This window comes from Paenibacillus sp. G2S3 (genome assembly GCF_030123105.1).
Taxonomy (GTDB): domain Bacteria; phylum Bacillota; class Bacilli; order Paenibacillales; family Paenibacillaceae; genus Paenibacillus_AQ.
Window position 1 is genome coordinate 1,269,137 of record NZ_CP126095.1, and the last position, 23,005, is coordinate 1,292,141.

Below are 23,005 nucleotides of genomic sequence, written 5' to 3' on the forward strand. Positions count from 1 at the left end.
CATTGCTTTTTTTGAAGCAAACAGCCCCAATCTATTACACTTTCTGCAATGAAATCCTCAAATGGGGAGAATTAATCCCTGATCTATTGATTTTCAGCAGATTTGGGTAAATGATAGTTAGGCACAAGCCTAGCCTTCCTTGTCGGATGTAACTTTTTAATTACTCTAACGTCAATAAGTGCAGTTCCATTTGTTTGCAAAATGACTTTGAGCCAACCTACTAAGGAGATGACATCATGTCAGCACAGATTAAATTTTTAGCAGTCTCAGTTTTGCTCACAGGAATGATTGGATTAGCTGGATGCAGCTCGAACAAAGAGCAAGCTAATTCAGCCACCCCAACGATAGCACCAACTGAAACGGCTGTAACAGCAACCACAGAACCAGAAGTTAGTCCATCAACCCCTCCTGCGGAAACTGCACCATCAGCGACCACTTCTCCTACGGAGACTAATAAAGATACAGCCAACGCAGGTTCGCAGAATAGCGACAAACAACTCAAAGAACTACTTGAGCTTGCCAAAAAGGGTAAGGTTCCGGGGGTTGAATATGTTGCTCATACCGGACTTATTGATGAGGTAGAAGCGGACTGGGGTAAGCCCGATCAACAAGAGCCAGCGGGAAAAGGTATTTATGCAACCTACACTGATGAACATGTCGTATTCGGATTCAATAAAGGGAGCCTAATCTTCGATGTTCGTTCCAGTGATACTGCGCTGCAAGACCTGACACTGAAACAAATCGAGGGGACGCTAGGCAAGCCGGATGATACCAAAGTGAACGGCGAGGATAAAATCTACACTTATCAAGCCAATGATCAATTTCAGTTGAAATTCATTATTCCAAATTCGACAGGTAAAGTGGGTCACATCTCCGTGTTTAGTGAACAGGATTCCACCAATAATATGGCTGGCTAAGAATAATAACCGTTTCGTGCGAAAAGAGCAATCATGCAGTGAAATCTGTGGATTGCTCTTTTTGTATGTTTATTTTTGCTCTGGAGTCCCCCTTGGGCTGACTGATATAATGTAACCAATGAGCGGATTCGGGGGAAAGTGAGGTTCTATCATGCAGCTGGAATTAATCGAAAGTGAATACAAAGTGACCGGAGATGGGATAACGATCGAATTATTCCCAAAAGAATTTACGCTTTTTCAGTTCTTGTACAAAAATAGAGGACGTACGTTCAGTCGGGAACAGTTGCTGGATAACGTATGGCCATTGGAGTATCCGGTAGAACGAACGGTAGATGATCATATTTATAGGCTTCGTAAAAAGCTTAGCAAGCTACAAGGCTTAGATATTAAGACTGTTCGTGGATTTGGTTATAGTCTGACGATGCAGGAGCCATCTGTAACTATGACCAATCCGACTACATATGACGCAAAGATGCAAGAGACGATGCGTGAGGTATTCGTAAAATATCATCAATACGGCCAAGGACGATCCATGTTAACCCTAGCGAGACAACAGGATGTTTTGGGTTATGAAATGGATCCGTTCTATTCGATCTATATTCATTTTGTGCAGGGAGATTTGGAATGGCTTCTGAACACAGAGGAAGTTGAGATAGAAGAGCGTTTCTATTCTTTGTTGATCTGTTATATTTTTTTGGGTGATCCAAAGCAGAAACTGGAGTTCTGCGAGCTAGTCCTTGAGAAAAAGATTCTTTTGCCGCCCCAGCATCGTGAAATGGAGATTCTTAATATTCTGGATTTGTACACATTTGCCGGGCAACCGGAAAAAGCACTACAACGATTAAAGCTAACGCATGAAGTGATTAAAGAGCCTGGGTATGAGAACTTCATTCCTGTAACGGCCATTTCCGAAATGCTCGTACACTTGTGGATGGGGACAGCAGATCAGGAATTGGAACGGATGGCGAAAGCCATTGAAGTGCTTTTGTTGGAAAAGCCCTTTTTGCGTGAGATCGGCAGTTATAAGGTTGCAAGAGGATTATGGATGTTACGGCGTAAGTCTTGGCGTGAAGCAGAGGAATTATTGGATGAGGCGCTCCAGGTGCTGGAGATGTCGGGATTCGTGCCGATGCAGATATATGCATTATACCGAATTGTTCACTATTGTAACGAGTTTTCCCCAAAGTCAGCTTTGCATCAGAAATATGCAGATTTATTTGAACGAGAGAAAGAAGAGCGGGGATTCCATCGTTTGGAGCAAGCCTTGGAAAACGTGCTTATGAATATCGTGACAGGTCTCTGATAATTCTCTGACAATTCTCCGTTACATTAAGATCATGCTTCATATGTTCTTAATTGTAACTTGGAGGAATGTCCGATGAATGCTTCATCACAAGCAGGAACGAGTCTGCTAAAAAACAAAGTGTATATGCGTGTGTACAGCGCGTTCGCGACAGCTACTTTTGGGGATTGGTTCGATGCACTGGCAATTCAGGTGCTTGTAGGGTACCGTTGGCAAGCTAGTCCGTTAATGCTCGCCTTGATTCCGGTCTCTATAGCTTTACCTGGGATTCTCCTCGGCTCGGTTGCAGGGGTAGCGGCTGATCGGCTGAATAAGCTGAAACTAATGCGCATGTGCGATCTACTTACGGCATTGTTAACAGTACTAGTGCTTTTTGCTCCCAGTATGGTGTGGCTACTTCCGTTACTGATGCTGCGAGCTGCTATCTCCACGTTAAACGTACCTGCCCAGCAGTCGATGACCCGCAGTTTGGTTAGAGAGGATCAACTGCTTCAAGCCACCTCACTTAATGGAATCGTAAATCAGGGCTCCAAAATCGCTGGGCCATTGCTGGGTGGCTTTGCATTGTCTGTGCTGACACCACAGTGGTGCATTTTGATTAATGCTTGTCTCAGAGGTTGCTCGTACCTGCTTCTATTGACCGTTAAGAACAATGAGGTGGGTCAAGTCAGCTCAGATCAGGGCAAAAAAGAGGAACAGGTCCCCCTTCGCACGATGTGGAAGGAAGGCTGGAGTTTTATGCTCCGCAGCAGACTGCTGCTGAACAGCATGCTGTTTGGTTTAGTCGGTGCGTTAGCTATTCAGATGATCGATTTCCAGTTTACTAGTCTATTCAGAATTATTGCACCTGCTGAGGAATCTATGTTGGGCTGGCTTGTGGCGGCAACTGGCGTGGGTGCTATATTCATGATCATGGTCATGAACAAAATGAACCGGGGAACAGGCTACGGCTGGAAGCTAGGTACAGGTTATGCACTTATTGGTGTAGCGGTTGGAGGGCTTGGCCTGCTTCAGCCAGGCGTCACCAGCCTTCCTGTATTGCTGCTAGGATTTGTACTGGGTCTCGGAAACGGAATGTTTATGATTACGTTCAATTATTGCTTGCAAAAAGAAACACCGCCGCACATGACAGGGCGTGTGTTCGGTATTCAGAGTACCATTCTGAGCGGAGTTATGATTGGCGCTCCACTCCTCGGTGGAATGCTGGTTCAGGCCGCTGGGCCTAGCCGAATCTTTTTTAACTTTGGTATCGTAATCGCTTTGATTGGTGTGCTGGGCATCGTATTCGGACGCGTGCTTTGGCCTAAGGAGAAGGAGATGACGGATAGCATAGTGGAGCAATCTGTGAAGGTTAAAGTGATGGAAACTTAAGGCTGCTGATTTATTCGGAAAAAAGCTTGCGGAAGTGGGAGTGGAGGTCAGGCAAACTAGCCAGACTAGAGAGCTTGAGTAGCACAGACTACCTAGCGGGCTTACCTAGCATTTAGTTGCAGAATCTGCAATTAAATGCTGTTCCATCGTTCAAAGCGAACTTTAGTTGTATTTAGTGCAGCTATAATTTGATTTTTTCTCTTTTGGGGTACAAATGATGGTTTTTAGTTGCACAAACTACACTTATTTGCTCAGCAGATCACTTTTTACGCTTAATAGTTGTATAGAGTGCAATTAAGTGATTTTCTAGCTCGATGGAATAGTTTCAGGCCCGCAAGGGCTCTTTTTATTGTATGAAGGAGTTCGGATAGAACACGAGAAATTGTAGAGGTAGAGGAGGGGAAGAATGGCAACTTTTATTTATATGGTAAGGCATGGAGAGTCACCCAAGCTGCCCGGAGGAACTGAGAGAACACGTGGATTAACAGCGAAGGGGGAGGCGGATGCCCGTAAGATAACGGAAAAATTACGTCTCGAAGGAATTCAAGCCTTCTATTCAAGTCCATATCTTCGGGCTATACATACGATTGCTGGATTGGCACAGGAGGTAGGGGCAGAGATTCAAGGAGTTGAAGATCTTCGGGAAATCCATTTTTCGAACGGAAATAAGATCATGCCTGACCAGGAGCTATATCCATTACTGGCAACAATGTTTGCTGATCCGCATTTTGTTCCGGTTGGTGGGGAATCCATTCATACGTGTCAGAAGCGATCAGTTAGCGTGCTGCAAGAAATACTGAATAAACACAGTGGGCAAAAGGTTGCGATTGGCACTCACGGTGCAGTCATGACGCTTATGATGAATTATTTTGACGCCAATTATGATCTGGATTTTCTACTACAAACCACAAAGCCGGATATTTATAAAATGGAATTCGCAGGCGGAACGTTAGTGGGTGTAGAAAGGTTGTGATATAGGGTGACCAGCTCCACCGCCGAGGCATCATCCGCTGAGCGAGCGGACCCAGATGGCGCTATTCGCAGATTTTTCGCTTTTGGAGCATAGTTTCGGACTCCAGCGGCGTTATTCCTTAAAAAAAGCGCCATATGGGATGTTTTTTATACCATTAGCGACTCTGGGGTCCGATACCCTACTAAATTTGGGATAAAGCTGTGTTTAAGGTCCGTTGTGTCCGATACTTACATGATGGAAATTACGTATCCATAAATCAAGATGTGTTTATTCATAAGGATGGTCTAGCTTAGATAATGTTTGCTAGGAACCATCCTTTTGTTTATTTACAAGCTATAAAATCGCTTAGTATTCGCAGTTAGTATCTCTTCCGCTTGGCCAGGGTTGTAGTCATGGAGCGCTCCCCAAGCGGCGGCGACGTCTCGAATCATCGATGGATGGGTGATTTTACCCGCAAAAGATCCTTCAAACGGCCAAGGGCCATCGGTTTCCGCCATGACAAGCTCTGGCGGATAGCGGCGGGCAAGCTCCTGAATCTCCGTCTCGTATAGGATATCAGGGGTGAAAGAGATATAGTATCCATTCTTAATCATACGGGCAATGGCTTCCTCGGGTCCCTTAAACCAATGGAAGTGGGCACGCTGAATATTGTGTTTCACTAGCAGATCACAGGCAATCAGCGCATCCTCATAAACAGCATGCAGCACGACAGGTTTATCTAAGCGTGCAGCAAGCTCAAGCAACTGATCAAGAAGCTGAATATAAGGCTCCATATCAAAAGCTTCGCCGCGCTCCAAAGCCTCAGCACGTGAATAATAAGGCAGACCAATTTCACCCACAGCGATGAAATCCTCCCGAGGTTGACCCTCAATCCATTCCAGCAGATTGGATAACTCAGTTTCCTGTGGTAATGGTTGTTCGGGATGAAAGCCATAAGCTGAGCGAACCACTCTGGGATAGGTAGTGGCAAGCTTTTGGGTGCGAATGCAAGAGTCTAAATTCATGGAGACAGCAATCAGGGCTTCGATCCCCAAGCTAGGCAGCTCACGCAACATTTGTTCCGAAACCTCAGAATCGTATTGTTCTAAATGGATATGGGCATCAATCATAGCTGTTTACCCACTACGTAAGAGGCATACTCTTCATGAGGCTTAAAGCGAATGGATTTAGGTTCCATTCCATCTCTTCCCGATTTGTATTCAAAGGTTAGTGTGCCAATACTCTCCAGAAATCCAATATATACATTTGTTTCAGCCTTTAGCTTGCCTTCTTCCACCATGTAGTGAGTAACGGCACCAATGCCGGCTTCATCGCCAAGATTGCCATCCTCGCCACGCTCCGGATATCGCATAGTAACCATAGATGGAGTTGAACCTTTAACCTGAATTTGAATTAGGGCATCGCCTTTTTCATTGGAGATTTTTGAGGTCACCAATCCTGAGACAGCTTTTTCTGCGGAAGGTACATTTATTTCTTTCCACTCGTTAGGCTTAATCACGTGAAGCTCCTGCATAGACATACCCGTGCCTGTTCCAAGCCACAGTATGACAACAACTTCTTCCTGTCCATCCTGATCTATGTCGGCATAATGAATCTCAGGAGTGTAACTTAGCAATCTTGGTGCTTCCCAATTAAACGTATGCTTGCTACCGTTCACCTCTACAACAAATCCTTCATAGGTATCGCCATTTTTAAGGGCAGTATACAGCTTAACCTGGTCATTTTCTGTAGCAATAGCGAGAGGCTCGCTGGGTGTTCTTACGGTAGTACTAACATCCCCTGATGTAATTGATACTTCTGTTTGAGCGGCGTTAAGCTGCGTAGTGGCACCAGACAGAGAGTTTAGAGAGTCTGCCGGAATATAGAAGATACCGTTGCGCAGAATGGCTGGACCTTCAAGGGAGGCTTGAAATCCGTCACCTTGCATATACTCATTGCCCGGCTTCAAAACATATCTACTGCTTCCATCAGAGATGGTTAAGGTTTGCATAGTATTATCCCATTGTTGTTCAGATGAGTAGTACTCCATGAGTACTCTAGCAGGTACGTAGACCTTATCACCTGAGAAAAAAGGCGGAAGAGAAGGAAGAACGGTTTCACCATCTACGATTAGCTTTAGTGGTGCTTCAGTAGTTTGTGTTTGGTTAATTGCCATTGATGTATCCATATCTATAGATGCCGATGCTCCGCATCCGGCTAAAAAGAGCGTGCTAGCTCCGATTATGATGATTTTATTCATAATTACCTCCGAGGATTAAGTCCAGTCCTCTTAAGTATAGATTAAATCAGCGCGTAGTAGGTCACTTTCTGTAAACAAAGCAGAGACAAGGTTGTTACGTTTGCTATTTATTTAAAAATACGGTCCGAGCAACTTGTGATTTAGGGTCTATCACTAGACTTTTCCTATAGCGAACCTCCCCAATAGAACAACCCGGTCCGATGATAATATCTTCACCGCAAACGAGATCAGCTGTCGTTCGATATAACGTGATGCTAGCTCCTTCAATCATTTTGCAGTTAAGTTTCCGGAAGTAGGGGATTAGCGCATTCATTAGCTTCAAAGATGGCTTAACAGTAATGGTACCGCTAGATTTTATGACATCGATTGTGCTTCTGTTTCCTAAACGTAGCTCAATGGATGATTCAGCAGTTAACCTATGGATCTTCACAGCACCTTCGGCATAGAAGGTTTCGAGTGCAGCATCTTGTGCTGCAGAAAAGTATCCAGACGATTGCAGTCTGTCTGCCTGGATGTGTTGAACACGGAGACCTCCCAGATTGATAACCTGTTTGGCTCTACAATGACCTCCAATCGAACAATCACCAGATACTTTTAACTTAGCGGTAGTAACATTCTTCTGTGCACTTAAATGGCCGACAACATCGATGGTATCCGCACGAACATCTTCTTTGAGGGTCAGTGAACCTCTTACTTTCAGCGGTGGACCGATCATTTCCTGGCGTTCAAAAAGATCATTAGCATTGGACATTTACAGGGGCCGCCTTTCAAAAAAATATTTTAATAATTAAAATATATAATTATTATAATATATAGTCAATATAGTATTTTGGGCATAAAAAAACTGCCGTCAGTTTCCTGACAGGCAGCATATATAACCCAAAAGCTTTTAGTTCATCATTTTATCCATTAGCACATTTATTTGTTCTAAGGTTCCTGAGATTTTATTCAAATCCGAGGTAGGAAAGGCTTCAAAGATATGGAGAATCCGCTGATGCCCTTGTTCTGTAAGGACAATGTTGACGACTCTGCGATCCTCCTTCGTCCGCACACGTTCGATAAGACCGGCATCTTCCAACTTATCGCACATCGAGGAAGCGGCTCCTGGTGTAATAATGAATCGTTCGGAGATGTCAGTAATGTTCAAGCTACCTATAAGCCTGAGCTGGAACAGCAGTAGGATCTGATTGTGAGTCAGGGTCTCCTGCTTGGTGATCATATCAATGAAGAACTGGGATTTCTGCTGCACATTTGCCATAGATTCCATAACCTTATGGATAGCATATTGTTTATCTTGCTCTGTGCTCATAGCCACGCTCCAATTTACTTTAGTTCCTAAAATATATAGAAGCTATAATAAGCTTGTCAAGTTAAGGGGTTCTCTCTTTCTTTTTAGTATCTTGTAATAGAATTGGAATTATTGCGTATTAACAGGCGAATTTACTTAGCTAAGTAAAATTTTGCTGGAAAGGAGAGTTTGATTGATGCAAGAGCGCGCATTGCTTCACCCCTTTGTTAAAGAGAAAATCCAAGCAAAAACGGATATAGATGCTTTATTCACAACGATTTTCGAAACCTTCTATAAAAGAATATTTAACTATATGGCTTATCGGGTTAGCTCACTCCATACGGCCGAGGATCTGACAAGCTTGGTCTTTGAGAAAACATTAGCTAAGCTTTCGACTTATTCCCAAGAAAAAGCTCCTTTGGAGGTATGGTTGTTTGCCATCGCTAGGAATGTGGTCAATGACCATTACAGAAGTCTGAAGCGGCGCAGTTTCTTCTCGCTGGATGCCGTCAAGGAACTGGTTTCTAGCAGGAAAGATCCGGAAAGCATGATCCTCCAGGGAGAACGCAATGGCAAGCTAATTAAAGCGTTGAACACGCTGAACTCGAGGGAAAGAAATATTGTGGCTCTTAAATTTGGGGCAAACCTGAAGAACATTGAGATCGCACAGGTTACGGGGATCACAGAGAGCAACATTGGTGTGATTCTCTACCGGACTATGAAGAAGCTGAAGACTGAAATAGGGAGCGTGGAGCAACTATGAATAGTAAAGAAATACAGCAGAAGTTCTCTGCGGATTTAGATGAAAGTATAAATGACACTGCGAAAGACATAAACGGTGTCGGGGAGTATAAGGAGCTACTGGAGCTTGGCAGAGCTTTGGCCCATAAAAATTTCAGCGAGGGTTCAGACAAGACAGCCATTCTAAATAAGGCACGGAGAACGTATGCCAGCCAAGAGGAGGGGAAAGGATTGCGTACAAAGCATAGATTAAGACGTCCTGCTGTTGTACTAGCGACTTTGCTTGTAGTAGGTACATTAAGTGTAACTTTTGTGCAACCATCCTTCGCACAGGAGCTGTTATCTAAAGTATTGCAAACGATAAATTTAGGACATATTGTAGCCCATGAAGTAGAATACTCTGCGGATTACAATGTGATTCCGGAAGAATTGAAAGGTAAGATTTTTGATAGCAACGGAAATGTACTTTTGACCCCCGATGCAGCTCAAAAGGCTGGTGATGTTTACAATGCTGACGGGGAAAAAATCATAGGGTTTGAAGATGGTAGGTTGGTTACGCAATCTGAGAGGGATCAAGAGAAACCGGAAATATTGATCGTGAAGGATTCTAGCAAGCTAAATGAATATACCATTTTTGATGTGGGATTGCCGGAGTACTTGCCGGATGGTTATACCTTTGATCACGCTGAGTTTTATAAGGACGATAACGGTGAAGTAACTAACAGTAAATATATCGACCTATATTTTATTAATAAAGCCTCAGATGAGAGGATTACTATGCAGCAGCGGCACGCTGATGAAGAGACGGCTTATGAGATGTCGACGGACGGTACAATAGAAAAAGTGAAAATAAATGGAGTTGACGCTGTATTGTACAATGGCAAAGCTGTAGACTGGGAAGCCAATGGTGTGTTATACGGTGTAACATCCGCTAACTTGGATAAGGATGATTTGATCAAAGTAGCAGAGTCTATCCACTGATCGATTAGATTAAGTAAATGGCAGGTGGCTTATGCTGCTGATTGGAATGCAGCGATACTGGAAGCCCGCATTGTGCGGGCTTTTTGAATCGAAGCTCTCCCTATAGATTCCCCCATTTAATAAGTACATACTTTTTTTAATTCGTTAAAATAAATCGAACGATATCTCTTTAATTTACCAATATATAGTGTAAGACCGAAGGAGGGATTGAGAGGGATGAAACATCCAAATGAATATTCTCAGCTTATTGCGCTTACGCTAGCCGGCAGTCGTGAAGCGTATGGTGAGCTATATGAAGCAACGATCCGGGATGTGTATCAGACCGTTCATTTCCTCGTTCGCGAAACCTCCGATGTGGATGATATCGTTCAGGAGATTTACATTCAGGTGCACCGTTCTCTTGAACAATTTGACGTAAACCGCCCCTTTAAGCCTTGGCTGATGGGAGTGGTCATGCGGCAAATTCATGCCTATCGAAGAAAGAGATGGACGCATCTCCGAATGGTTAAAAAAGTAGAACAAACAGATCTAATGCTGGAGCATGATTTCACGAGTGATGTTGTGGACAGGTTATCTAACCGCCGCCTGCTAGCAAGTGTAGATCGTCTTCCATTTAAGCTGAAGCAAGTGATTATTCTGCATTATTTAAACGAATATTCACAGGAAGAAAGTGCTTCTATACTGGGTATTCCGGTCGGAACCGTGAAATCCCGTATTCACGCTGCACTGCAGAAGCTTCGTCAGAAGCCAGACAATCATACTCTTTTTAAGGGAAAGGTGGAGGACCTGCATGAATTTCAATGAAGAGTTACGGACAGTTCTGCAGGAAGAGGCGAGAAATCTAAGTGCCCCACCAGAACTGAAGGAGCAAATACTAAATCAGACCGTGACGAGATTAGGGGGAAGACGAATGAAAAAATGGCTCGTGGCAAGTATTATGGCGGCTGCACTATTAATTCCTACTGGTGCTTATGCCGGATATCATTATTTGGCAGACAACATGTATGGGTCCCCAGCAACTGCCGCTACGATTGGAGTAACTCAGCAACAATATGATAGGCTTGAAGCCAAGCTGCAGAACGCGAAGCAAAGCTTTAACGAAGAGGAATTCACAAAGCTGATGTCCTTACTAAAGGAAATGGGCTCTTATAATCTGCAAATGACTGATGCTGAAGGTGTCTTTCACTTAGAGCAGTTAAGTGCGAAGGATCAGAAGGCATATAAAGAATTACAGGCTAAGCTTGAACCTTATTTCGAACAAATAAATGAAGCGAAAACATCAAAGAAATCAGTGCAATCCGTAGATCGTGATACGTTCTGGAATAGCTTGCTTGAAAAAGCTGAACAGAGGCTTACTGAAAAAGAGTTTGAGGAGACCGAACAATTAATAACTGAGTTACAAAGCTATGATGCCAAGGTATTTGATTCAGATGGAAGTGTTCATATGGAACGGCTTTCGAAAGAGGAGATACAAAACCAAGAGAAGTTAATGGAAGCGCTCGACCCATATATTAAAAAGATAGATATGATGATTAAACCTAGCTCTTAGTTGAATTTAAATGCATGTATTGAATAACTGTGGATAGAAGTATCGTTAGAAAAGCCACCAGAAAAGGTCTAATACACCTTGTATTCTGGTGGTTTTTACATTTGGATAACACTTGGTATATACATCTATTACTGAATAAATGCATAATAGACTAAGAAAGAAAAAAAGTATTTGACCACTGGAATAATTAGACATATATTTATTAAAATACTATTTATTTTTATCTGTATTATGTTGGCGGAAGGTGGCTTTGATCATGAAGCAGATGACCATTCGTGCAGAACTGGCGGACTATCTCAAGAAGCATGGAACAACGATCAATCAGTTCGCAGAGATGTCTAAAGTAAATTCAGGCACGATCAGTAATATCATTAATGGGAATCGCCCAATAGCCATGCAACAATTAGATCGGATTACAGAAGGTATGGGTTTAGAAGAAGGTAGCTACTATGATTTGTATGTGGATGAGTGTTTTGTACACTCCAATCCGAATTGGAGGCGTCTTCGGCCATTTCTATATCGCTGTGCAGAGCTAGACAAGCTGGAATGTATGGCACGGGTAGTTGGGATCATGATGGACAGCTTATCTTATACGCCTTCGTTATTTGATACTGCGGAAGATTTTTTTACGCAAGGGAAACATAAAGCAGCAGCGATGTTATATCAGAGCGTGGCTGAGAGTGAGAAGTATCAGCATTCAGAGCGGTTGGCCCTTTGCCAATACAGGTTATTCACGATCGCTTTGGGTGAGGATCAGGATGCTAATTTACGAGCAGCTGTGCAATTTGAAGGATTTGTTAACCGGCTTGATGAGGTGGACCAGCTTGATGCGCTGAAAGATTTGGCGAATACATATAGTGCTTTACGACATTGGGACAAGGTAAAGGCAATGGCTAAGGAAATGGGGAATAAAGCAACGATTCAATATCATGCCAAATACGACCGTGCCAGAAAAAGTAGACTTCAAAAGGAACCTGAAATACCACTATTCTCATATATTCAATACTCTTACGTGTTGCGTTCAGTAGTTTATAGAGAGCTAGGAGATTATGATAGAGCTTTACATTATGTTAACCTTTATATGGATATGAACTGGATTCGGGAAGACACGGAAGAAGCTTTGCAGCTTATGAATCAATGTATGGAGTGGGCAAGGGGTAATATTTACTTGCTGCGAATTTTAAAAGGGGATGTAACGGTGCTGCCGGAATACGTGGCATACATTGAACAAAGAGAGGAAGAAATCCTTTCTGGTCTTTTCAAAATTGTTCAAGCAGCTAATTACTACCAATTTAACGTGGATGATATTCTTCTGCGGTTTGAGCAAAAAATATCGGATTGTAGAGATCGGCAGGTAGAGAGTAGATCCTATAATCAACAAATCTTCGAAGATAGATACACCAATTTGATGGCTGAGTTAGCTTTTTATTATATGAAAAGAAATAATTATAAGATTAGTATAAATTACATAATGGAAAGTTTGGAATATTCAATTAATATCAATAGCGAATCATGCATTATAAAATGTGTTGGAATGTTCGAACAGCTTCGACATACGGCATCATTAGAAACGCAAAAAGAATACCAAAACCTAATTAGTAAGGTACAGCGAATTTACGAAAAGAACAATGGTTTTGTTATTTCTTAGAGCATTTCTTTATAGTACTGCACTTTATTGTAAAGTTTAGAATTTGACATATGCCTCTAATATATTACTTTGAGGAGGTAGAGTTAATGAATAATCCAGAAATTATCCAAAAAAGAATAGAAGGTGCTAGAGCCAAACTTTATTTGATGGAAAGGCAACACGGAGGGTTGTTACATCCCAATGTGATCAGACAGTCGATGAGGTTGGATGAATTAATCAATCAGTACAATAAAGCCATACATAGTGATAACGAGAGTTGAAACAAGAAGCTGATCGTATAATTTTCGCTCTATTTAATAGATAAGGCCTACATAATGTTATTCAATCTCTGTATAAAACATTAAGCCAGCGCTATGCGAGGGCTTTTTTTGTTTGCATATTCCTAAAAAATAAATCTAAGCCCATGCTTGTCATGCCCGTCTGCATATTGCGGCCAAGTCCCTCATAGACATGTACTAATCAATGCATTCAAAACAGGTTAAGGGGATGATGTCATGCGCCGGACAATATGGGTACTCGCGATCATTATGAGCGTGGCCCTGGTGATGACGGGGTGCGGGAAGAAGGATGCCGCTTCCGTGGTCAAGGATTTGAACAATGTGGCCGACAAGTTGGAGAGTAAGCAGGGAACGTACCAAGCCTCAGGCATTATGACCCTGTTCACCGGCGAGCAGCCGCAGGAGTATAAGGTAGAGGTATGGTACAAGAACCCTTCTTATTATCGGATCAGCTTGGCGAATGTTCAGAAGGATATTACGCAGATCGTACTTCGTAATGATGAGGGAGTGTTCGTACTCACACCAAGTATGAATAAGAGCTTCCGCTTCCAAAGTGATTGGCCGGACAATCAAGGTCAGGTTTATTTGTATCAGACGCTAGTTCGGGGCATCGTCTCAGACAACAATCGTCAATTTGTGGAAGATGGAGATAACTATGTGTTCGAGGTAGCTGCGAATTATCAAAGCAATGCCCTTGTGCGGCAAAAGATTTGGCTGGATAAAAAGACTTATGAGCCTAAACAGGTTCAAGTCTCTGATTCTGAAGCCAAGGTAGTTGTGGATGTGAAGTTTGACACTTTTAAATTCGATACAGATTTCACTAAGGATTCCTTTGATATGCAAAAGAATATGACTACAGGAGCTGCTTCAGAAAGTACAGTAGCTCAGGTTGACGAAAATGGAAATCCGGTTGTAGTTCCTGAGGGTCAGGAGCAAGAGGGGCAACCTGTTGCTGCCGAGCTTGGTGACTTTGGTATCATCGAACCGGGTTATGTTCCGGCAGGTGTTGAGTTGAAGGACTCCCATAAAATGGAGGGCAATAAGGACCATGCCGTTCTCATCCGGTATGATGGGGTTTATCAATACACCATTATGGAAGCCCGTCCATTGGACCGTGCAGTAGCATTGGCTCCCGGAACACTGATTGATCTTGGTTTTACCGCTGGACTTCTGAGTGGTGATGAGCAGCAGACTTTGACTTGGATGTCTGAGGGTATAGAGTATCGTATTACAAGTGCTAATCTTCCTGTTAATGAAATGATGCAAATTGCCGCTTCTATGGAGGCACAATCGGGTAAATAATATAAAGTAGGCGGATACTGCGTTTTGTGGGATTCTTTCCTCTACAACGTAGTATCCGCTTTTCTTTATTTGCCGGGGCTCCAGCACACATTGACAGCCACCTTCCATAGCATTACCATGAGTACTAAGACAAAAATCAATACAATACAGCTATGACGTTTTACTACAACGTAAGAAGGTGACTTTGAAGTGCAAGCAAGCTATCGACCGACAGTAGCCGAAATTAATCTGGATGAATTGCGTGCCAATTACGAAGCCTTTCGCCGCTACTTGCCGGCAGAGACAAAGTTTATGGGATGCGTCAAAGGAAATGCGTACGGCCATGGAGCAGTGGAAGTAACACGGGAACTGGAAAGACTCGGAGCAGATTATGTTAGTGTGGCTTTTCTGGATGAAGCATTGGAGCTGCGTCAGGCGGGAATACTAATTCCTATACTGGTGCTTGGCTACACTTCTCCTGAAGGAATAGCCGTTGCCTGGGAGAACCATGTAACTGTAACACTGTTCACACCGGAAGTATTAGAGGCTATTAGACAGCTTCCTATAGATCCGGAACATCGGCTGAAGGTGCATATCAAGATTGATAGCGGGATGGGGCGACTGGGTCTTTTACCAGCTGACGCACCTGCATTTATCTCTGAAGTGCAGTCTGTTGCGCAGGCGGAGCTGGAGGGTATGTTTACCCATTTTGCCAAGGCAGACGAACTAGACAAAAGCTATACACTGGAACAGCATCGACGGTTCATGAGCGTGGCGGAAACGCTGCGGGAGCAGAACATTCAGATCCCGATCATACATACGGGCAATAGCGCTACGGCCATTGATTCACCTTATTTATCCAGCAACATGGTGCGGGTAGGTATCAGCTTGTACGGATTTTATCCCTCAACTGAGGTAAACCGTCAACTGGTAGATCTACATCCGGTAATGACGCTGAAGACGCAGGTTGTATATGTGAAGAGCCTGCCTCCTCATTGGGGCGTCAGCTACGGCACTCGGTACTTCACAGACAGCGAGGAGATTATCGCAACGCTACCTGTGGGGTACGCAGATGGATATTCCCGCATGCTAACTGGCAAAGCGGAGGTGTTAATACGTGGACGCCGCGTTCCTGTCGTCGGAACAATCTGCATGGATCAGTGTATGGTATCACTCAAATCTTTCGCTGAAGAAGCGGAACAAATTAAAGCAGGCGAAGAAGTTGTACTCATCGGCCGTCAAGCTGACGTGATGGTCACGGCAGACGAGTTGGCTCTCCATCTTGGAACGATTCACTACGAGGTAATTTGCATGCTGGCTCATCGGGTGCCCCGCGTTTATATCCGTGAAGGCACACTTCCTAAATTAGTTAATGCTCTGCTACAATCTTAAAGTTCTTGACAGTGATGTTATTCAAGGGAGAAAATAGAAGGAATTGTATCGTTTTAGGAGATGTGACTAAAAGCCTATACGAACCGCCATTTCTAGTTTATAATGGGATGCAGCATACTTGATATACTGGCGGCATATATTCCTTGTATAAAATTCCTTGTATATTGCAACACTGGAACACAAGGGCAGAAGGTTTGTGGGGGTGGAAGAGAAGGTGGCCAATTTGCAGAACACCAAAAGAATCATGATCAGCTTGCCCGATCATCTCTTACAGGAAGTGGACGGAATTGTTCAATTGGAGAATTCCAACCGGAGTGAATTGATTAGGCAGGCCATGAAGCTGTATTTGAGCGAACGGAGGAAACGTTCTATCCGGGAGTCCATGCAGCGCGGCTACATGGAAATGGCTAAGATCAACTTGACCATGGCATGCGAGGCGTTCCTCGCGGAGGAAGATGCAGACAGCACTCTTGGCCGCTTAGTAAGCGGGGTGTAGACATTGATCGTTAAACGTGGCGATGTTTTTTTTGCTGATCTTTCGCCGGTTGTAGGTTCTGAGCAAGGCGGAGTAAGGCCAGTACTGGTTATCCAGAATGATATTGGCAATCGCTTTAGCCCGACGGTAATTGTGGCCGCAATCACGGCCCAAATCCAGAAGGCTAAATTACCTACGCATGTGGAAATTGACGCAGCGGCTCATGGCTTTGACAGAGATTCTGTTATACTGCTGGAGCAGGTTAGGACGATTGACAAACAACGCTTAACTGACAAGATCACCCACCTTGATGATGAAACAATGAAGAAGGTGGATGATTCGCTGCAAATCAGCCTAGGGCTGATTGATTTTTAATCACCCAGGGTTATAGATAATCCATGAGATAGGCGCTCGGGTACGAATCCGGGCGTCTTTTGATGTGCATTTTTACGAACTGATGGTAATTAAGGATCAGGGGTTCACTTTTTAAAAATGATCTGATAGTATTAGACCGTACGGTCGGTTTAGGAGGTGCTTAGAATCAGAGGACGTTCAGATGGAGAAGAAACAAAGAAACGAATTGTACTTAAAGCCACGCAGCTCTTTGTTCAGAAGGGGTATGCAGCTGTAACCATGAATGAAGTTTGCGCAGCCTCGAATGTTAGTAAGGGCAGCTTATATCATCATTTTCCGAGCAAGGATGAACTTTTTCTATATGTAGTGGAAGAGGATACGGCGCAGTGGTTACAGGCGTGGGAAGATAAGAAGAAGGAAATTGTTGGTGTTGAAGAGCGTTTGTATGCATTAGCTGAGCACTATGCAAATGATTTTCAGAACCCGTTGATTCAGGCGCTTGAGGAATTCTCAAGAAGCAGAGCCCATCCGGAGGATATCACTAAGCGGCTTGTTCTTTTATATGAGGCTGCCTCGCATGCATGTCGCGATCTTTTGAAGGAAGGCATGGACACGGGGTATTTTATAAAAGGTGACTTAGAGGATTATGTGATTATTGTAAATGGTATGCTCGAAGGGATCGGAAGAGTTTCCGAATACTCCATGCATGAAAAGACTTCGGATGATATCAAAAAATATTACCGGGAATCAGTACGATTGTTATTACGAGGGATATATACGGGGTAAGATATATGGGGGCATGAAAGAAGCTTTACATTCAGGAATCTTGAAGGCTGAAGCTTCTCGAAAGCACCGGAAACGGATAGACTATTTTTTTGATTATAATTTAGACCGGATGGTCGGTCTCTAGTCTCTACAGAAAAACTACTCGAAGAATTGGCTTTAGAAACTACGGAGGTTAACACAATGTCATTACTACTTAGAAACAGGGGCGCTATGCTTCTTGTTATGCTTAATATTTTTCTTGCTTTTACAGGAATCGGGCTTGTAGTTCCTATCATGCCTACTTACATGAATGAACTTGGGATCACCGGAAGTACCGTCGGGCTGTTAGTGGCTTCATTCTCCCTTGCCCAATTATTAGTATCGCCATTCGCGGGCAGGTTATCCGACAGAATTGGCCGGAAAAAAGTAATCGTTGCGGGTCTGATCGTGTTTGCTTTTTCAGAATTGCTCTTTGGTCTGGCGAATGTGTCCTGGCTCTTGTTCGTTTCAAGATTGCTCGGTGGTGTAGGTGCTGCGTTAATTATGCCAGCGGTTATGGCTTATGTAGCGGACACGACCTCTTTTGAAGAGAGAGCGAAAGGCATGGGGCTTATTAATGCAGCCATTACTACCGGATTTATTATAGGTCCAGGGATTGGCGGTTATCTTGCTGAGCTTGGCATGCGGGTACCCTTTTTCTGTGCGGCTGGTGCGGCTGGGATCGCAGCTCTAATCACAGTTTTGATCTTGCCTGAGTCTCTGTCTGCAGAGAAACGGATGGAAGCGAAGCTATCAAAGAATAATCAGGAGAGCTTCTTCACGCAATTGATACGTTCATATCGTGAACCGTACTTTTTCGGGTTAATTATTGTATTTGTTATGGCGTTTGGATTGGCTAATTATGAAACGGTGTTCGGATTGTTCGTGGACCATAAATTTGGCTTTACCCCTAAAGATATTGCTTTTGTGATTACCTTTGGCTCGATCGCCGGTGCTGTGGTGCAGGTATCCGCGTTTGGCTGGATTCTGAATAAATTCGGCGAGAATAAGGTAATCTCCACTTGCCTTATAACTGCTGCGATGTTTATTCTGCTGACGCTGTTTGTAAGTGGCTTTTGGGCGATTTGTGCAATTACCTTTGTCGTATTCTTGGCTATGGATATTCTTCGGCCAGCGGTAGGCACCCAGCTATCCAAAATGGCCGGGGAAACGCAGCAAGGCTTCGTAGCAGGAATGAACTCTGCTTATACGAGTCTTGGAAATATCGCAGGGCCTATCGTTGCAGGGTATCTTTTTGATCTAAGCATTAACTTCCCATATGTGGCAGCAGCGTTTGTTCTAGCATTATGCTTTGTGTTGTCGCTAAGTTCTGGCAAAAGGGGAATGGGACAACGCGCTTAAACCTCTGTATCTGCCCCCTCCCCTAGGCTGGACTTTGGAACAGAGCCGATCTGTGATACTATTTTAGTTATGAGAACAAGAATTGTATAAGCAGATTGTGTACGGGAAGAGGGATACTAATGACGGTAGATAACAGCAATACGGGAGTCATTACGGATGAGGCGGCCACACAGCGGGAGCAGGAATTGATTACTGTTGCGATTGCCAAGGAATTGAACATTAGCCTGAAGCAGGTGCGTACAACGGTTGGACTGCTGGATGAGGGGAATACGATTCCGTTCATCGCCAGATACCGGAAGGAAATGACGGGTGAGCTGGACGAGAATGCGCTGCGTGATATTGAAGAACGCCTGGCTTATCTTCGCAATTTGGGCGAACGTAAGAAAGACGTTATCCGCAATATTGAAGAGCAGGGCAAGCTGACCAAGGAGCTTCATGAACAAATCACCAAAGCGGTCAAGCTTCAGGAAGTAGAGGACTTATATCGTCCTTTCCGGCAGAAGCGTAAGACTCGTGCTAGTGTTGCGAAAGAAAGAGGCTTAGAGCCGCTTGCGAACTGGATTATGGAGCAGCAGAGACAAGGGGACCCACAAACCGAAGCTGCGAAATATATAGATGTTGAAAAAGGAGTGGAGACCGCAGATCAAGCACTTCAAGGCGCACTGGATATCATCGCCGAGAATATTGCTGATGATCCTGCGATCCGCTCTTGGGTTCGGCAATATACGGCAAGTCAGGGCATCCTTGTGTCTGAAGCTAAGGATGCAGAGCAGGAATCCGTATACGAGAACTACTATAGCTACCGTGAGCCTGTACACAAAATGCCACCTCACCGTATACTCGCCATTAACCGCGGTGAACGGGAGAATATTCTGAAGGTAGGCATTGAGGTTGTCACTGACAAAATTCATGCTTACATTGCGCGGAAAATCATTAAAGGTCCATCCCCGGTGAAGGAGCTGCTAGAAGCAGTGACTGAGGATGCCTACAAACGTCTGATTGCTCCTTCCGTGGAGCGTGAAGTTCGTGGGGAGATGACCGAGCGGGGCGAGAATCAAGCGATTTCGATCTTCTCTGGTAATCTACGTAGCTTGCTCCTGCAGCCGCCAGTAAAGGGACGCTGTGTGCTGGGCGTTGACCCTGCCTACCGTACCGGCTGTAAGCTGGCCGTCGTAGACGATACTGGTAAGCTGCTTGAAGTAGCCGTGACTTATCCTACGCCGCCGAACAACAAGAAAATTGAAGCTGCTGCTAAGTTTAAAGAACTAATCGCTAAATATGGCATTCAGCTCATCGTGATCGGGAATGGGACAGGCTCTCGTGAGACCGAACAATTTACGGCAGAAGTGATCGCCGAAATTGGCGATCCAGAGCTGGCTTACCTGATCGTTAATGAAGCCGGAGCGAGTGTCTATTCGGCTTCCAAGCTGGCGCAGGAGGAGTTCCCGGATCTGGATGTGGCAGAGCGCAGTGCAGCTTCTATCGCCCGCCGTGTGCAGGACCCGCTGGCGGAGCTGGTGAAGATCGATCCGAAGGCTATAGGTGTGGGACAATACCAGCATGACGTCTCCCAGAAGCATCTGGAGGAGAGCTTAAAGGCTGTCGTAGAATCGGCGGTTAACCATGTAGGTGTAGATGTGAATACGGCATCTCCAGCCTTGCTCTCTTATGTGGCAGGAGTTAATGGAACGATTGCTAAAAATATCGTTAAATACCGTGAAGAGAACGGTAAGTTCACGACTCGGAAGCAGTTGCAAAAGGTACCTCGTCTAGGTGCGAAGTCCTATGAGCAATGTATCGGCTTCCTGCGGATTCCTGGTGGAGACAACACCTTGGATCGCACACCTATTCACCCCGAGTCATATCCGGTGGTGGATCGCTTGTTCCGCGAGCTAAGCCTCGATGTAAATAAGCTTGGCAGCAAAGAAGTGGCTTCACAGCTGGAGGCACAAAATGCCGAGGAGCTGGCTGTGATGCTGGATGTCGGCGTGCCAACGCTTCGCGACATCCTGGAGAGCTTGCAGCGTCCGGGCCGCGATCCTCGCGAGGAGCTGCCGCTGCCGATCTTCCGCACCGACGTGCTGAAGATCGAGGATCTGGTTCCCGGCATGGAAATGCAGGGAACGGTCCGCAACGTGATCGATTTCGGCGCATTCGTCGATATCGGGATCAAGAACGATGGGCTGGTGCATATATCCCAGCTTAGCGGCAGCTTTGTGAAGCACCCGATGGACGTTGTCTCCGTAGGAGACAATGTCACCGTTTGGGTGATGGGTGTTGACCTGAAGAAGGGCAGGGTCAGCCTGACCATGCGTCCGCCACGTGTTGAGGCGGGAAGTCTTAGCTAAAGTGAGCTAAATGAGCAAAGAAAGCCATCTACTTCGTTGAGGAGTAGATGGCTTTTTCTTTTGACTGAATGGTATTAAAACAGCTTTATCTATGAAGATCTCGTTAAATTGTCTAACTTAATAGCTAATTCATTTAGATTGCTGATGCTGATCACCGTTTCAGAAACATGTTGTTGCTGAACCTCAGCGTTAGCAAGGACTTGTTCAATAGCTGGTGTATTCTCTTCGGTAATTGCAGCCACTAAATCGACTTCGCCCAGTACAAGGGTGGAAGCGTGCGGATATGATCGCTCCTATCCTTCAGGTCTTCTGCTTGTTCAAGCACCTGATGTGTGTTATTCCGAATGTCCTCAAACAATCGAGCAAAATCATCAGCGGAGTTTGTTCAAGATGCTAATTTTCGGATTTCATTGGATACCACTGCGAATCCTTTACCGTGTTCTCCTGCGTGTCTGGTTTTTTAGTGTAAGAGGTCCTGAAATGCTGTCTATGATGTTATGTTCAGGGATGTTCAGAAAAATGGTGTTTGGGAGAGTAATTAGGGAAAAAATCCCTCAAAAAAGCCGATAATTGCATAAAATCAAAGGAATAAGGGAATTCCTCCCTAAAAATCGGGCTAATTTCTATATTCGCCTACGAATCAGATGAATTATAGGGAGATTTTCCCTAATTAGTAGTCTGATGTGCTTAAATCTCATAAAAATAGGGAGATTCTCCCTAATTTATATGAGGGCACCGGTTTTCCGGCATGAGAAAATGAGGCTTGAGCAAAAACGCAAAGGAACGCTTCTCAAATATCGGGAGAAGCGTTCCTTGCTTACGTTTGTGATTGTTTAAATGAAGAAAGTTATTATTCCGCAATAATCAAGCTCGTGCGTTTGGTTTTAAACTTCTGCAGGTAGCTTCGATCTATATTACGGTCGGTAATAATGTACCCAATTTTATCGAGGGAGGCGATGCCGATGGTCACATCTTTCCCAAATTTAGTATGGTCTGCCGCAACATAAACTTCTTTGGAGAGATCGATAATTTTTTTGCGCGTTTGGGCCTCCTCCAGGTTATAGTCGGAGATGCCTTTTTCAAGGGTAATGCCGCTGGCGCAAATAAAAGCTTTAAGTATATTTAGCTCACTGAAATTAAACAGATAATCGTATGCAATGACAGACTGCTCATTTAGCCGGACCTTTCCGCCAATGATAATAAGCTCAACCGCACTGTTCATCAGCTCGTTGACCACAGGAATGGAGTTCGTAATGACTGTGAGATTCTTTTTATTCTTGATATATTTGGCGATCTGATAGGTGGTAGAGCCGCTGTCCAGATAGATGCAATCCCCATCGTTGATATATTCGCTGCATTTTCGGGCGATCATTTTCTTTTCCTCTAAGTGACCGACCATCCGCGCATCCATTGGAGATTCAGCAAACTCCGATTCCACCAGTTTAATTCCACCATAAATCTTCTTGATCTTCCCTTGCTTGTCCAGCAGGTTGATATCTCTGCGAAGGGTATCGATAGAGATATTAAGCTCTTCTGCTAGCTCCGGCAGCTTCTGAACCTTTTTCAGCATTAAGATCTCTATGATTTTCTTTTGTCTTTCCAGAGGAAACATGTAATCACCCATTCAAAGTTTATATCGCTTTCGATAGTTGAAGTATAAAGGGATTAGTATAGGGTAGCAACAACTCCTTTTTAAGTTAG

The 23,005-nt window shown here is 44.2% G+C and carries 23 protein-coding genes; 17 read left to right on the forward strand and 6 right to left on the reverse strand.

The genetic code is table 11. From position 1 onward, the window contains the following. The first annotated feature begins 233 nt into the window (after nt 1-233). From QNH28_RS05570 to QNH28_RS05585, 4 genes are all read left to right on the forward strand, one after another. Nucleotides 234-917 carry a YjgB family protein gene (locus QNH28_RS05570; protein ID WP_481858377.1) on the forward strand — a complete coding sequence of 228 codons (684 nt, stop codon included), beginning with the start codon at nt 234-236 and terminating at the stop codon, nt 915-917. Between the two features lie 151 nt (nt 918-1,068). Then, entirely contained in the window at nt 1,069-2,220 is a 1,152-nt protein-coding gene (locus tag QNH28_RS05575; RefSeq protein ID WP_283910519.1) for a winged helix-turn-helix domain-containing protein, read from the forward strand. A 75-nt stretch (nt 2,221-2,295) separates the two neighbouring features. Further along, a complete protein-coding gene (locus QNH28_RS05580) occupies nt 2,296-3,591 on the forward strand; it encodes an MFS transporter (RefSeq protein WP_283910520.1) in 1,296 nt (431 codons plus the stop codon). Between the two features lie 406 nt (nt 3,592-3,997). Then, nucleotides 3,998-4,564, forward strand: coding sequence for a histidine phosphatase family protein (locus QNH28_RS05585; RefSeq protein ID WP_283910521.1), 567 nt, complete (start codon nt 3,998-4,000; stop codon nt 4,562-4,564). Between the two features lie 326 nt (nt 4,565-4,890). Here QNH28_RS05585 and QNH28_RS05590 read toward each other — a convergent pair whose 3' ends face one another. The 4 genes from QNH28_RS05590 to QNH28_RS05605 all read right to left on the reverse strand — a co-directional run bounded on the left by QNH28_RS05590 (nt 4,891) and on the right by QNH28_RS05605 (nt 8,112). Further along, the gene (locus QNH28_RS05590) at nt 4,891-5,673 is read right to left on the reverse strand and encodes a TatD family hydrolase (RefSeq protein WP_283910522.1); all 783 of its coding nucleotides are present in this window, start codon (nt 5,671-5,673) and stop codon (nt 4,891-4,893) included. Next, nucleotides 5,670-6,803: a stalk domain-containing protein gene (locus QNH28_RS05595; protein ID WP_283910523.1), complete on the reverse strand. Its 1,134-nt coding sequence runs from the start codon at nt 6,801-6,803 to the stop codon at nt 5,670-5,672. Before QNH28_RS05595 ends, QNH28_RS05590 begins: the two co-directional genes overlap by 4 nt. A gap of 103 nt (nt 6,804-6,906) precedes the next feature. Then, nucleotides 6,907-7,554, reverse strand: coding sequence for a hypothetical protein (locus tag QNH28_RS05600; RefSeq protein WP_283910524.1), 648 nt, complete (start codon nt 7,552-7,554; stop codon nt 6,907-6,909). Between the two features lie 138 nt (nt 7,555-7,692). Continuing rightward, complete coding sequence (locus tag QNH28_RS05605; RefSeq protein WP_283910525.1) at nt 7,693-8,112, reverse strand: MarR family winged helix-turn-helix transcriptional regulator; 420 nt, start codon at nt 8,110-8,112, stop codon at nt 7,693-7,695. Nucleotides 8,113-8,287: 175 nt separating this feature from the next. Here QNH28_RS05605 and QNH28_RS05610 point away from each other — a divergent pair, with 175 nt between their 5' ends. The 13 genes from QNH28_RS05610 to QNH28_RS05670 all read left to right on the forward strand — a co-directional run bounded on the left by QNH28_RS05610 (nt 8,288) and on the right by QNH28_RS05670 (nt 21,304). Beyond that, a complete protein-coding gene (locus QNH28_RS05610; RefSeq protein WP_283912060.1) occupies nt 8,288-8,854 on the forward strand; it encodes a sigma-70 family RNA polymerase sigma factor in 567 nt (188 codons plus the stop codon). Next, nucleotides 8,851-9,813: a DUF4367 domain-containing protein gene (locus QNH28_RS05615; protein WP_283910526.1), complete on the forward strand. Its 963-nt coding sequence runs from the start codon at nt 8,851-8,853 to the stop codon at nt 9,811-9,813. The genes QNH28_RS05610 and QNH28_RS05615 overlap by 4 nt, the downstream gene beginning before the upstream one ends. Before the next feature lie 216 nt (nt 9,814-10,029). Further along, nucleotides 10,030-10,617 (forward strand): sigma-70 family RNA polymerase sigma factor, encoded by a 588-nt coding sequence (locus QNH28_RS05620; RefSeq protein ID WP_283910527.1) that lies wholly within the window; start codon nt 10,030-10,032, stop codon nt 10,615-10,617. After that, nucleotides 10,604-11,362, forward strand: a complete 759-nt coding sequence (locus QNH28_RS05625) for a DUF3600 domain-containing protein (RefSeq protein ID WP_283910528.1) — start codon at nt 10,604-10,606, stop codon at nt 11,360-11,362. The genes QNH28_RS05620 and QNH28_RS05625 overlap by 14 nt, the downstream gene beginning before the upstream one ends. Nucleotides 11,363-11,618: 256 nt before the next feature. Continuing rightward, on the forward strand, nt 11,619-13,010 hold the full coding sequence (locus tag QNH28_RS05630) for a helix-turn-helix domain-containing protein (protein WP_283910529.1): 1,392 nt from the start codon (nt 11,619-11,621) through the stop codon (nt 13,008-13,010). 86 nt (nt 13,011-13,096) lie between these two features. Continuing rightward, complete coding sequence (locus QNH28_RS05635; RefSeq protein ID WP_283910530.1) at nt 13,097-13,270, forward strand: aspartyl-phosphate phosphatase Spo0E family protein; 174 nt, start codon at nt 13,097-13,099, stop codon at nt 13,268-13,270. 234 nt (nt 13,271-13,504) lie between these two features. Beyond that, entirely contained in the window at nt 13,505-14,590 is a 1,086-nt protein-coding gene (locus QNH28_RS05640; RefSeq protein WP_094872533.1) for a LolA family protein, read from the forward strand. Between the two features lie 189 nt (nt 14,591-14,779). Further along, entirely contained in the window at nt 14,780-15,961 is a 1,182-nt protein-coding gene (alr, locus tag QNH28_RS05645; protein WP_283910531.1) for an alanine racemase, read from the forward strand. A gap of 214 nt (nt 15,962-16,175) precedes the next feature. Next, nucleotides 16,176-16,457: a CopG family ribbon-helix-helix protein gene (locus tag QNH28_RS05650; protein ID WP_025698676.1), complete on the forward strand. Its 282-nt coding sequence runs from the start codon at nt 16,176-16,178 to the stop codon at nt 16,455-16,457. Between the two features lie 3 nt (nt 16,458-16,460). Further along, on the forward strand, nt 16,461-16,811 hold the full coding sequence (locus tag QNH28_RS05655) for a type II toxin-antitoxin system PemK/MazF family toxin (protein WP_042124727.1): 351 nt from the start codon (nt 16,461-16,463) through the stop codon (nt 16,809-16,811). Between the two features lie 156 nt (nt 16,812-16,967). Further along, nucleotides 16,968-17,576 (forward strand): TetR/AcrR family transcriptional regulator, encoded by a 609-nt coding sequence (locus QNH28_RS05660; RefSeq protein WP_283910532.1) that lies wholly within the window; start codon nt 16,968-16,970, stop codon nt 17,574-17,576. Between the two features lie 180 nt (nt 17,577-17,756). After that, complete coding sequence (locus QNH28_RS05665) at nt 17,757-18,956, forward strand: MFS transporter (protein WP_283910533.1); 1,200 nt, start codon at nt 17,757-17,759, stop codon at nt 18,954-18,956. Nucleotides 18,957-19,075: 119 nt separating this feature from the next. Beyond that, complete coding sequence (locus QNH28_RS05670; protein WP_283910534.1) at nt 19,076-21,304, forward strand: Tex family protein; 2,229 nt, start codon at nt 19,076-19,078, stop codon at nt 21,302-21,304. An 89-nt stretch (nt 21,305-21,393) separates the two neighbouring features. Here QNH28_RS05670 and QNH28_RS05675 read toward each other — a convergent pair whose 3' ends face one another. Together QNH28_RS05675 and QNH28_RS05680 are read right to left on the reverse strand one after the other, a co-directional pair. Next, nucleotides 21,394-21,546 carry a hypothetical protein gene (locus QNH28_RS05675; RefSeq protein ID WP_283910535.1) on the reverse strand — a complete coding sequence of 51 codons (153 nt, stop codon included), beginning with the start codon at nt 21,544-21,546 and terminating at the stop codon, nt 21,394-21,396. Between the two features lie 608 nt (nt 21,547-22,154). Beyond that, a complete protein-coding gene (locus QNH28_RS05680; RefSeq protein WP_349655035.1) occupies nt 22,155-22,928 on the reverse strand; it encodes a DeoR/GlpR family DNA-binding transcription regulator in 774 nt (257 codons plus the stop codon). Nucleotides 22,929-23,005: the final 77 nt, after the last annotated feature.